General features: G+C 42.9%; 9 protein-coding genes. 5 read left to right on the top strand and 4 right to left on the bottom strand.

The genetic code is table 11. The features are described from left to right. A partial coding sequence (locus RMZ95_RS33655) for a HEAT repeat domain-containing protein (protein WP_409884497.1) occupies positions 1-381 on the top strand: 381 nt, incomplete at its 5' end. Between the two features lie 18 nt (positions 382-399). After that, positions 400-546 carry a type II toxin-antitoxin system HicB family antitoxin gene (locus RMZ95_RS33650; RefSeq protein ID WP_322686912.1) on the top strand — a complete coding sequence of 49 codons (147 nt, stop codon included), beginning with the start codon at positions 400-402 and terminating at the stop codon, positions 544-546. Between the two features lie 217 nt (positions 547-763). Here the strand turns inward: RMZ95_RS33650 and RMZ95_RS33645 are convergent, their stop codons facing one another. Together RMZ95_RS33645 and RMZ95_RS33640 are read right to left on the bottom strand one after the other, a co-directional pair. Next, positions 764-2,920 carry a polyribonucleotide nucleotidyltransferase gene (locus RMZ95_RS33645; RefSeq protein WP_322686913.1) on the bottom strand — a complete coding sequence of 719 codons (2,157 nt, stop codon included), beginning with the start codon at positions 2,918-2,920 and terminating at the stop codon, positions 764-766. 101 nt (positions 2,921-3,021) lie between these two features. After that, positions 3,022-3,564, bottom strand: a complete 543-nt coding sequence (locus RMZ95_RS33640) for an N-acetyltransferase (protein WP_322686914.1) — start codon at positions 3,562-3,564, stop codon at positions 3,022-3,024. Between the two features lie 143 nt (positions 3,565-3,707). Between RMZ95_RS33640 and RMZ95_RS33635 the strand changes: the two genes are divergently transcribed. The 3 genes from RMZ95_RS33635 (at position 3,708) to RMZ95_RS33625 (ending at position 10,142) form a co-directional block, all read left to right on the top strand. Beyond that, positions 3,708-8,369, top strand: coding sequence for an SNF2-related protein (locus tag RMZ95_RS33635; RefSeq protein ID WP_322686915.1), 4,662 nt, complete (start codon positions 3,708-3,710; stop codon positions 8,367-8,369). Continuing rightward, complete coding sequence (locus RMZ95_RS33630) at positions 8,366-9,202, top strand: nucleotidyltransferase domain-containing protein (RefSeq protein ID WP_322686916.1); 837 nt, start codon at positions 8,366-8,368, stop codon at positions 9,200-9,202. The genes RMZ95_RS33635 and RMZ95_RS33630 overlap by 4 nt, the downstream gene beginning before the upstream one ends. A gap of 103 nt (positions 9,203-9,305) precedes the next feature. After that, on the top strand, positions 9,306-10,142 hold the full coding sequence (locus tag RMZ95_RS33625) for an SWIM zinc finger family protein (protein ID WP_322671258.1): 837 nt from the start codon (positions 9,306-9,308) through the stop codon (positions 10,140-10,142). A gap of 124 nt (positions 10,143-10,266) precedes the next feature. Here RMZ95_RS33625 and RMZ95_RS33620 read toward each other — a convergent pair whose 3' ends face one another. Both RMZ95_RS33620 and psbC read right to left on the bottom strand, forming a co-directional pair. Continuing rightward, positions 10,267-10,452, bottom strand: a complete 186-nt coding sequence (locus RMZ95_RS33620) for a PCP reductase family protein (protein ID WP_322671257.1) — start codon at positions 10,450-10,452, stop codon at positions 10,267-10,269. A gap of 125 nt (positions 10,453-10,577) precedes the next feature. Next, a complete protein-coding gene (gene psbC, locus RMZ95_RS33615; protein ID WP_322671256.1) occupies positions 10,578-11,969 on the bottom strand; it encodes a photosystem II reaction center protein CP43 in 1,392 nt (463 codons plus the stop codon). Positions 11,970-12,059 lie beyond the last annotated feature (90 nt).

Here is a 12,059-nt window from a genome sequence, read left to right as displayed (position 1 = left end):
GATGTGCGACGTGCAGCCATCCAAGCATTAACCAGCAATTTCAAAGATGACCCGGACACCCGCTCGATTCTCAAAGACCGCGCCACTGCTGATGATAATGGGAATGTGCGACGTGCAGCCATCCAAGCATTAGCCAAACACTTTAGAAATCAGCCTAAGTTGTTTGAAATTTACTACAACTGTGCTGTAAATGACTCCTTTGAAGATAGGCATAATTCCCCGTTTAATTCCAACCCTCGGCGCGTTGCACTGGAGATAATTATCAAGCAATTTCCTCAACATCCCCAGACTTTACCATTGTTGCGCGACAAAGTAGAGAATGACCCAGATCAGGAAGTGCGAAACTTTGCTCAACAGAAGTTGGCAGAATTAGAGAAGTAAAAGAGTGTATGAGTAAATATGAAATATACAATCGTTATTCAGTGGTCTGATGAAGATGAGTGTTTTGTTGTGAGTCTTCCTGAATGGGGATTTTGTCATACTCACGGAGATACTTACGAAGAAGCTTTCAAAAATGCTCAAGAAGTTTTAGAAATGCTGATTTAATCATCTTTGGCTGACGGTCAACTACCAGAGCCAAAAACACTAGAAAAGTCGTTAAAATAATTCGTAATACTTCGACTTACCTCGGCTTCGCTCGGCACAAGTCGCTCAGTATAAGTTCGTAATTCGTAATTTTTCAAATTAGAGAAGCATACGGCGATGCCTTCACGATAGGCATCGCGGATTTTAGATTTAATCTAATCTAAAATCCCAAATCGAGTTACCGATTCACCGCCGCTGCTTCTCTTGCTGCTGCTGCTTGATCTGGGTGAATACCCAAGCGGGTGAGATTAATGCGACCTTTATTATCAATTTCGCGCACTTTGATAATCACTTCATCGCCTACCGCTACTTCATCCTCAACTTTGCCAACGCGGTAGTCAGCTAGTTGAGATATGTGAATCATGCCTTCTTTTCCAGGCAAAAATTCCACAAATGCACCTATCGGTATAATCCGAGTAATGCGTCCGGCGTAGACATCCCCTTCGTGCAACTTGCGGGTCATACCTTGGATGATATTTCTGGCTCTCTTGGCCTTGTTCTCATCCACAGCGGAAATTGTCACGGTGCCATCATCTTCGATGTCAATTTTTGCACCCGTTTCCTCTGTGATGCCCTTAATAGTCTTGCCTCCAGGCCCGATGACCAAACCAATCATGTCTGAATCAATCTTGATTGTTAACAGACGTGGAGCATAAGGTGAGGTTTCAGTCCGTGGTGTGTCGATGCAGGCGAGCATTTTCTCCAGAATGTGCAACCGGGCTGCTTTCGCTTGGTGGACGGCTTGGGAAATAACATCCAACGACAAACCGGAGATTTTCATATCCATTTGCAAGGCGGTTATTCCGGTATCCGTCCCCGCAACTTTGAAGTCCATATCGCCCAAAAAGTCTTCAATGCCCTGAATGTCGGTGAGGATTCGCACTTCGTCCCCATCCTTAATCAGACCCATTGCTGCGCCACTCACGGGTTTGAGAATTGGTACACCAGCATCCATGAGGGCGAGGGTGGAACCGCAGACTGAACCCATTGAGGTGGAACCGTTGGAAGAAAGTACTTCCGATACGATGCGAATCACGTAGGGAAATTGTTCTTTTGACGGTAACACAGGTATTATCGCTCGCTCTGCTAATGCCCCGTGACCAATTTCGCGCCTTCCTGGGGCACGCATTGGCTTAGTTTCACCGACTGAGAAGGGGGGGAAGTTGTAATGATGCAGATAACGCTTGTGCTGATCTAGCTGCATGTCATCGTTGAGGTTTTGAGCATCCCCTGGCGTACCGAGAGTACAAGTGGATAATACCTGAGTTAGTTCCCGGTTAAATAAACCGCTGCCGTGGACTCGCTTTGGTAAGACATCAACTAAACAAGAAACCGGACGCACTTGATCGAGTTTACGACCATCAACGCGGACGTTATCTTCGATGATTTGTCGCCGCATGAAGTGTTTGGTAATATCTTTAAAAGTGTTACCAAGTGCCTTCTTATTTGCAGTTGCGGCAACTCGAATGGGGTCTTCTTCTGGCAGTTCGGTAATCGTCGCGGCAATTTCATCCTTGACGACATCTAAAGCTGCATCGCGTTGGGGTTTGGTGAAACTAAATTGAGACAGGATTTTCTTAATTTCGCCGCTAGCGCGATCGCGGATATAATTTTCTAACGTTTGGTCTACTTCTGGTGGTGCTTCTTGCACTATTACTAGACCCAGTTCGGCAATTAAATCTTGCTGCGCTTTAATTAAGTCCCGCACTGCTTCATAACCAAAGTCAATCGCCTCAAGAATATCTCGCTCTGGCAACTGATTGGCTCCCGCTTCCACCATGATCACGCCATGTGGTGAACCTGCTACTACCAGATCCAAATCTCCAGCTTCAGTTTCTGCATAGGTGGGGTTAATAATGAAATCATCTCCCACTAAACCAACCCGCACTGCTGCCATTGGCCCATTAAAAGGAATCTGGGCAATCAGGGTAGCAATGGAAGCCCCTGTAACTGCTAACACATCGGGTGGAACTAACTCGTCCATCGACAGCGTTAAGGCAATAATTTGCAGGTCATCCCGTAACCATGAGGGGAACAAGGGACGCATGGGACGGTCTATAAGACGGCTGGTGAGAATTGTTTTTTCTGGTGGACGACCTTCGCGCCGCATGATCCCGCCGGGAATCCTACCTGCGGCATATAGCCTTTCTTCATAATCTACAGTAAGGGGAAGAAAATCAATGCCTTCTCTGGCTTGCGATCGCGTAGCCGTCACTAAAACGGATGTGTCCCCTGATTCTATCAAAACCGACCCACCAGCCTGGGGAGCTAATAGGCCTACTTTCAGTCGAATATCCCTTCCATCGAAGGATATTGACTTATCAACTTCTGCCATTCAGTTTTTTTTCCTTCTCTTTCGCTATTCTCTTTCTGTGGCAATCCTAACATTTATGCCTTATGGCTGACTTGGGTTACATACAAAGATAAACAAGTCGTTCAACACGTGTGATACAAGATTAGCGCGTCTACTACCTGCCCATTCTCTAGCTTCGCCGCGCCTGGAATTCGCCCAATAATCTCAAATCCTAACGACTGCCAAAGTGTAATTGAAGGTATATTAGTCTCAAAGACCAAATTAAACATCACTGCTTCGTAGCCCAGGTTTGCTGCGATCGAAAGCATAGCCTCTCCCATGAACCGTCCTAAACCCTGACCGCGTAACTCAGGTTGTACAATAAAACCAGCGTTGCAAATATGGCTACACCGACCGGGAAAGTTTGGCTTTAAATAAAACGCCCCTAATATTTCTTTTGGCTTGTGTGTAGGATCTATAACAGATGTCCTGACAACAAAGGCATCCTTGCTTAACCAGTAAGCTGAAAATTCTGTAGGAGAGAGAGGTTGCTTTTGAGGATAGGTTTTACCTTCAAAAATTACAACATTGAGTAATGCTCTTACAACCTCGTGTTCTTGAGGATGCATATAATCCAGTTCCACTAACATCCCATTTTTTAAGACTTTAATTAGGGGAAAATTCATTATTAACAGTGTTTATGTGGAATAATTACTGAAATATTTATTATATGAGAAATTTGGACAATAAATCTTCTTGAGAAGATGCAAGAAATAGAATAATTGTGATTTTAATTCTAGAGTTTTGGGAAAATCTGAGTAGTTAGCAAATGGCGATTTTACACTGTAATTGGTTACTAAAAAATCAAAATGGTTGTTTATTTATTTGGGGGGAAACTTGGCGATCGCCACGAGTGAATTTCGAGTCTAATGGATCTGGAGATATCCCAGTACATCCATTGGCAATGACATCAGTTGAGTTGAGTGAGTGGTTGCCTTCCCAGAACATGGCAATTACCAACTTTATTCAAAAACCTCAAGTTGCCATGCCTGCGACGGGCAAAGCGATCGCAACTACTGGGCGATCGCGCAAAGCGGCCAGTGCCACTGAGATCAGTTTACCAACGCACTCTCAAATCATTGCCCTACCAACTTATATAGAAGGTAGTGATAAAGGAACAACAGCGATTTTCCCTGTACATTCTGCCAGCTTGGGGGAAAATACAGACTCCCCGCAATATTTGCAACCGTGGCGAGTTGAAGGTTTTTGTCTCAACGCCAGCGAAGCAGTAAAATTTCTCGCCGCGATTCCCTTAAATGCTGCTAAAGGGGAAGATGCTTTTTTGGGTGGAGATTTACGCTTTTGGTCGCAGGTTGCCCGATGGAGTTTAGATTTAATCTCCCGATGTAAGTTTTTACCAACAATTGACCGACAATCAGATGGTGCATTTTCTGCCAAATGGCGAGTACTTCTAGATAGTGCTGTAGATGGAACCCGCCTAGAAAGATTTTCTGGAAATATACCGTTGGTTTGTCGCACTTATCAAGAGGAAGTGGGGACTGAAGAGGAGTTTCCTCAATCCCTACTTTATGTAGACTTTCCCACAGAACCTCAAGAATTACTTTTGGGATTTCTCAACAGTACGATAGATGCCCAAGTGAGAGAAATGGTAGGTTCTCAACCTCCAATTGAAGCTAAAGCGATCGCATCTTTACCGTCTGGGGTGCGACAGTGGTTGCCAGCCTTAACGAGTGGATCTCATATAGTCAATGCAGATGCCATTGAAGTGGAAAGGCTGGAAGCGGCACTGAAGGCTTGGACTATGCCGCTACAATACCAATTAACTCTTAAAAGTCTATTTCGTACCTGTTTTCAACTGCGTTCTCCAGAGTCTGGCGAAACAGATTGGACATTGGCGTATTTTTTGCAAGCGGCTGACGATCCAGAGTTTTTAGTGGATGCAGCAACTATTTGGAACAATCCAGTTGAAAGATTGGTTTATGAAAATCGGATAATTGACCAACCACAAGAAACATTTTTGCGAGGTTTGGGGGTAGCTTCCCGTTTATATCCAGCGATCGCACCCAGTTTTGAAACCGAATATCCCCAATCTTCTCGCCTCACCCCCATCCAAGCTTATGAGTTTATTAAAGCTGTAGCCTGGAGGTTGGAAGACAGTGGTTTAGGAGTAATTTTGCCTCCTAGTTTAGCGAATCGTGAAGGATGGGCAAATCGTTTAGGTTTGAAAATTACTGCTGAAACTCCAAAGACAAAGCAGGGACGTTTAGGCTTGCAGAGTTTACTAAATTTCCAATGGCAATTGGCAATTGGCGGACAGACTATTTCCAAAGCCGAGTTTGATAAACTGGTGGCTTTAAATAGTCCGCTAGTGGAAATTAACGGCGAGTGGGTGGAATTGCGCCCCCAAGATATCAAGACAGCCCAAACATTTTTTACCACTCGCAAAGACCAAATGGCACTTTCCCTGGAAGATGCCTTGCGTTTCAGTACAGGCGATACTCAAGTAATTGAAAAATTACCAGTGGTCAGCTTTGATGCATCAGGGGCATTGCAAGAGTTGATTGGAGCGTTAACAAATAATCAAGCGATCGCACCTTTGCCCACACCAGCAGCCTTTAAAGGACAGTTGCGGCCTTATCAAGAACGTGGTGCTGCTTGGCTGTCCTTCTTGGAACGTTGGGGTTTGGGGGCATGTCTCGCAGACGATATGGGATTGGGCAAATGTGTAGCAAATAATACATTAATTGATGTAAATGGACTGTTACACACAGCCGAGACAATCTGGACAACTCACGCTGGAGAAACTGAGTTTGACGGTGAGGGATTTTGGGCTAACCCCACAGAGCAATTACTAGTTAATTCCATAGATGAAAAAACTGGCAAAATTGTCCAGGCTAATGTTAGGCGGTTGTATCGGCAGCAAGTCCGCGAGAAATTACGAAAAGTCACGCTAGAAGACGGTAGCAATATCACTATCACTCATCGTCACAAGCTTCTAACAAGTAAAGGTTGGACAAATAACTTACAGGTAGGTGATTACGTTTGTGTCCCAGGTAAAACGCTCTGGAATGGAAAACCACAAGACCCTGATTTAGTCAAGTTTCTTGCTTGGCAGATTGCTGAAGGGCATGAACTACCCGATGTGGGAAGAGTCACAATATCCCAAAAAGATACCAGAGTATTAGACGATTTACTCCAGACTTGCCAACGCATTCAAAAGCGCTATAACCTCAAAATTAACAGCCCTAGTATCTCTACCTTCTCTAACAGAGTTGCTTCTCTTCGAGTTAATAGCCAAGCCTATCGGGAATTCTTAGAAGCTAAGGGTTATGTTTGGGGTAAATTGTCGGCAGAAAAATCTATTCCACCCTTCATCATGCAGGCAGACTTAGATAGTGTGCGGATATTTTTACAAAATTATTTTGATGCTGAATCTGCTGTTGTTTTGAGTATGGGGAGTATTGAAATTGCTACAGCTTCAGCTTTACTAATTCAGCAACTTTCGGCACTACTGCGTCGTTTCGGTATTTGGTTGCGAATATCGCCCAAACTGAAGTGTGCCACTAATGGAACTCGTACTTTACGCACTTACTATATTGGTGTAATTGGAGGGAATTCTGCCCGCAGATTTATCCAAGAAATTGGTTTTAATAACTCAGAAAAAAAGAGCAAATTAGAACGAATTTGTCAACTAGTCAGCAACACAAATATTGAAGGAATTCCTGCTTCTGATATGGTTGCCCAAACAGTCATAGCAACGGGACTTCCATTGCGGCATTTGGGGATGCACAACACTGTTTATATTAATGGTTCACAGCAATTTTCTAGAGATAGTTTACAGCGAGTAATAGCTGGGATGAGCCGTATGATTAGTGGAGAAGCCCAAGAACAATATCAGCTATTAAAACCTTCCAAGTGGACAACTCAAACTTTGTCAGCATATAGCAACCTAGATGTAGAACAGTTGAGCTTAACAAGACAGTCTTTGCAATGTCTTCTCGACCAAGAGGTATTTTATTGCAGGATAGAATCAATAGAGGACATAGATTATGATGGATGGGTTTATGACTTTGAAGTTAGCGAACACCATAATTTTGTCGCTAACAATATTATTTGCCATAACACTGTCCAATTCATTGCTTTTCTGCTGCACTTGAAAGAACAAGATGCACTAGAAAATCCAACACTGCTAGTTTGTCCAACTTCGGTTTTAGGCAACTGGGAAAGAGAAGTCAATAAATTTACACCCAGCCTGAAAATTTTGCAATATCACGGTGACAAACGTCCAAAAGGAAAAGCGTTTTTAGAAGCCGTAAAAAAACATGATTTAATCGTTACCAGCTACTCACTTCTGTATCGAGATATCAAGTCATTGCAAAGTGTATCTTGGCAGATAATTGTTTTAGATGAAGCCCAGAATGTGAAAAACCCAGAGGCGAAGCAGTCAAAAGCAGTGCGGGAATTAGAAGCTACATTTCGCATTGCATTAACGGGGACACCAGTAGAAAATAGACTGCAAGAGCTATGGTCTATTTTAGATTTTCTCAATCCTGGGTATTTAGGCAATAAGCAATTTTTCCAGAGGCGGTTTGCCATGCCAATAGAAAAGTATGGTGATACGGCTTCTTTGACTCAGTTACGTTCATTAGTGCAACCATTTATCCTACGGCGATTGAAAAGCGATCGCGACATCATTCAAGATTTACCAGATAAGCAAGAAATGACCGTATTTTGCGGTTTAACTGGTGAACAAGCTGCACTTTATCAACAAGTTGTAGAACAATCTTTAGTAGAGATTGAATCTGCGGAAGGATTGCAACGCCGGGGGATGATTTTAGCTTTGTTAATCAAACTCAAACAAATTTGCAATCACCCAGCCCAATATTTGAAACAGGCGACATTAGAGCAACATAATTCAGCCAAACTTCTGCGGCTAGAAGAAATCTTAGAAGAAGTTTTAGCAGAAGGCGACAGAGCTTTAATTTTCACACAATTTGCTGAGTGGGGTAAATTACTTAAACCCTATTTAGAAAAACAGCTTGGGCGAGAAATATTCTTTTTATATGGCAGCACCAGCAAAAAACAACGGGAGGAAATGATTGACCGTTTCCAACACGACCCCCAAGGGCCACCGATTATGATTCTTTCTTTAAAAGCGGGTGGAGTAGGACTGAATTTAACACGAGCAAATCATGTATTCCACTTTGATAGATGGTGGAATCCAGCCGTGGAAAATCAAGCCACAGATAGAGTATTTCGGATTGGTCAAACCCGGAATGTACAAGTACATAAATTTGTCTGCACAGGCACTTTAGAAGAAAAAATTCATGACATGATCGAAAGTAAGAAACAACTAGCTGAACAAGTTGTTGGTGCTGGTGAAGAATGGTTAACTGAACTGGATACAGACCAACTTCGCAACTTACTAATACTCGATCGCAGCGCAGTAATTGACGAGGATGAAGGATGAAACTTAATGCAGACGAGTTAAATTCAGCACGTCAACATTTACTTAAAAAAGTCATTGATTATTTTATAGTGAAGAAAGGTGTTGAGGCTTTATTCGTTCAAGGATCTATAGCATCAGGGACAACCGATGAATTCTCTGATATTGATTTTAGAGTTGTTGTTCAACCAGAATTATACGAGCAATTTCTTGATGAGCGTTTTTCTGCTCCTAAATACTGGGGAGAATGGCTATACAACGAGTGGCCAGCAGGAATTCGATGGGTTTGCGTCTCTCACTTCCATCCATTCAATAAAATCGATGTCCTTTACTACCAGCCAGAGAATCTTCAGCCCTCCCCTTGGTACTTACAACCTGTTCAAGTTATTTACGATCCTAAAAAGTTAATACACCAAGTTATTGAAGCTTCTTCTGGCTTAGAGTTTACACTAGATGTTGATGAGGTGAATCGACTGATCGGCAAAGGGCTAGCACAAGCCGAGGAAGTATATCGTCGAGTCATGCGTGGAGAACTTTTCTATGCACAATCACTGCTGGACAATTTTCGCGGAAGCATGATGCAAATTGACGATTATTTCCTCAAAAATCCTTCTTCCATGTCTCCATCTGCTCACTTTGAACAGCGCGGCAGTCAGATGTTAATTGAGGTTCTAAAACACTCCTACCCTTCCCTAGATCAGACATCTATTCTTAATGCATTGAACGCTTTACTCAATAGATATCAATACCAAGTAATGAACCTTCACGATATGCTGCGGTTAAATCGAGATGCAAAAAATGATTTGCATTGGATTAATACACTCATTAATTTATCTGAGGGTAATTTTAAGTTTTGAAGAAACACTTGTAGCGGTATAGTCTTATTTCTATTATTTGATTTATAAATTCATAATTAATGACTGAATTTCAATATTATCCAATAATTTTAAAGGTAAAATCATGACTAATTACACATTACAAGCAAGCCGAGAATGGTGGTCACAACAATGGCTAGATTTGCTAGATTCCTATCGCTTTAAAAAACGTTTAGAACGTGCGAGAAACTATGCTCGTCAAGGAAATGTTTTGAGCATCGAATTTAAAGGTGCAAAAGTATTGGCTAAGGTGCAAGGCAGTGAAGTAGAACCCTATAAAGTTTCCCTTTCCCTTGAACCATTTACCGATGAACAGTGGGGTTATGTAATTGAAACCATGTCACAAAGGGCAATTTTTGCTGCCAAGCTACTAGCAGGAGAAATGCCACAAAATATAGAAGAAGTCTTCACAGCTAATGGTCTTTCGATATTTCCATTTACCCTTGGTGACGTTCACAGTAAATGCTCTTGTCCTGATAAAGCAAATCCTTGTAAACACATTGGTGCGATATACTATCAGTTAGGCGATCGCTTCAGTGAAGACCCCTTTGTACTATTTCAATTACGCGGACGTTCCAAAGAGCAAATTATCAGCGATTTGCGTAAATTACGTAGTGCCAAGATTGAACCCAATACTACAGAAACGCCTGATGTTCAACAGTCAATTACTAATAACAAATATTCAGTAAAAATTGACTCTTTCTGGCAATACAACGAGCCACTAGAGTCATCTTTAGTAGTGATTGTACCGTCTAGCAGCGAGACGATCTTAGATGTCTTGGGAGCGATTCCCCTAGCAAAGGAAGAGGAAAACGCAGTAAATTCAACTTCGAGTGATGTGGTAATGAAATATTTGAATACCGTTTACAGAGATGTAAGCCAGAAGGCTGTTTTAGCAGCGATGAATGTAGGAGGAAGTTGATAATAATTCATAATTATGAATTAAATTGACTGGAATATTCTCGCCTTAAAACTCTATCCCTTTATTGGTAGGTATTTACCAATTCTGAATTCTGACTCCTGACTCCTGACTCCTGACTCCTGATTTATTGTCCAAACTCAAGCCTAGCCTGTTCTACCAAATCAGCAGTCACAACATCTTGGCCGGCTTCACGAGCCAGCTGTTCAATTCTGGCTTTAGCTTGAGAGCGGACAAAAAAGGGAATATTTTGTAACTTTTCCTTAGCTTCAGATGTCCATCGCAAAGCATCAATAAAATTGGAATCGTTCATAGATTAGTTACCTTGGCAAGTCGCTCACTTTAATTAATAGATTACTAATTTTCCTATAAAAAAAGCCCTTGCTTTTATGCAAGAGCTTTTAAATTAATTGTCAGTGATGAAATAAACTTTACAACCTAATCTAGGTCGTCCATAAACATCACTGGCTCAGTATCACGGTTAATTCCTTTCTCAAAACCACCAGCCGCAGCCCGTGCGCGACCAGCGTGCCACAAGTGACCAACTAGGAAGAAGAATGCTAGTACGAAGTGAGAAGTCGCCAACCAAGCGCGAGGAGATACGTAGTTGAAGGAGTTAATTTCGGTAGCAACACCACCTACGGAGTTCAAAGAACCCAGAGGAGCGTGGGTCATGTATTCAGCAGCGCGACGAGCTTGCCAAGGCTGAATATCATTCTTGATTTTTTCCAAGTCAAGACCATTAGGACCACGTAGAGGCTCCAACCAAGGGCCGCGGAAATCCCAGAAACGCATGGTTTCACCACCAAAGATGATTTCACCAGTTGGAGAGCGCATCAGGTATTTACCTAGACCAGTAGGGCCTTGGGCAGAACCGACGTTAGCACCCAAGCGTTGGTCACGAATCAAGAAGGTCAAAGCCTGAGCTTGAGAAGCTTCTGGACCGGTAGGACCAAAGAACTCGCTTGGATAAACAGTGTTGTTGAACCAAACAAAGATTGAGGCAATGAAGCCCATCAGAGAAAGAGCGCCCAAGCTGTAGGAGAGGTAAGCCTCACCAGACCAGATGGATGCACGACGCGACCAAGCAAAAGGCTTGGTAAGAATGTGGAAAATACCACCAGAAATTAAGATAAAGGCAACCCAGATGTGACCACCGACCACATCTTCTAAGTTATTGACGCTGACAATCCAGCCTTCGCCGCCAAAGGGAGACTTGATTACATAGCCGAAGATAACTGCTGGGTTCAATGTCGGATTGGTAATAATCCGAACATCACCACCACCTGGTGCCCAGGTATCATACAACCCACCAAAGAACATTGCCTTTAACACTAAAAGCAATGCACCGAATCCCAAAATAATCAAATGGAATCCGATGATGTTGGTCATCTTGTTCTTGTCTTTCCAGTCGTAACCAAAGAAAGAAGAATATTCTTCTAAGGTTTCTGGACCGCGAACGGCATGATAGATACCGCCAAAGCCAAGGACGGCTGAGGAAATTAGGTGGAGTACACCGACAACAAAGTAGGGGAAAGTATCGATAACTTCACCACCAGCACCAACACCCCAGCCCTGAGTGGCGAGGTGAGGTAACAGGATCAAGCCCTGCTCGTACATGGGCTTTTCAGGAATGAAGTGAGCGACTTCAAACAAAGTCATCGCTCCAGCCCAAAATACAATCAAACCAGAATGGGCAACGTGAGCACCCAGTAGTTTGCCAGATAAGTTGATTAAACGTGCGTTACCAGACCACCAGGCAAACCCAGTGGATTCTTGGTCGCGTCCAGCGCCGCCTAAGATATTTGGTCTATTAGAGAGCGTTACCACGTGGTAATACCTCCTCAGGGAATACAAATTGTTCGTGGGGATAACGTATCAACTGCTTTATTGCTGTTATTGGTAATCCTAAAGCTTGAG

The sequence above is a fragment of the Nostoc sp. DedQUE07 genome (assembly GCF_034530975.2).
Classification (GTDB): domain Bacteria; phylum Cyanobacteriota; class Cyanobacteriia; order Cyanobacteriales; family Nostocaceae; genus Nostoc.
This window is presented reverse-complemented; position numbering and strand designations above follow the sequence as displayed.

Excerpts from the sequence above, each read along its gene's own strand:
- RMZ95_RS33635 (WP_322686915.1), top strand. The coding sequence starts at position 3,708 with ATGGCGATTTTACACTGTAATTGGTTACTAAAAAATCAAAATGGTTGT.
- RMZ95_RS33645 (WP_322686913.1), bottom strand. The coding sequence starts at position 2,920 with ATGGCAGAAGTTGATAAGTCAATATCCTTCGATGGAAGGGATATTCGA.
- RMZ95_RS33625 (WP_322671258.1), top strand. The coding sequence starts at position 9,306 with ATGACTAATTACACATTACAAGCAAGCCGAGAATGGTGGTCACAACAA.
- RMZ95_RS33650 (WP_322686912.1), top strand. The coding sequence starts at position 400 with ATGAAATATACAATCGTTATTCAGTGGTCTGATGAAGATGAGTGTTTT.
- RMZ95_RS33630 (WP_322686916.1), top strand. The coding sequence starts at position 8,366 with ATGAAACTTAATGCAGACGAGTTAAATTCAGCACGTCAACATTTACTT.
- RMZ95_RS33640 (WP_322686914.1), bottom strand. The coding sequence starts at position 3,564 with ATGAATTTTCCCCTAATTAAAGTCTTAAAAAATGGGATGTTAGTGGAA.
- RMZ95_RS33620 (WP_322671257.1), bottom strand. The coding sequence starts at position 10,452 with ATGAACGATTCCAATTTTATTGATGCTTTGCGATGGACATCTGAAGCT.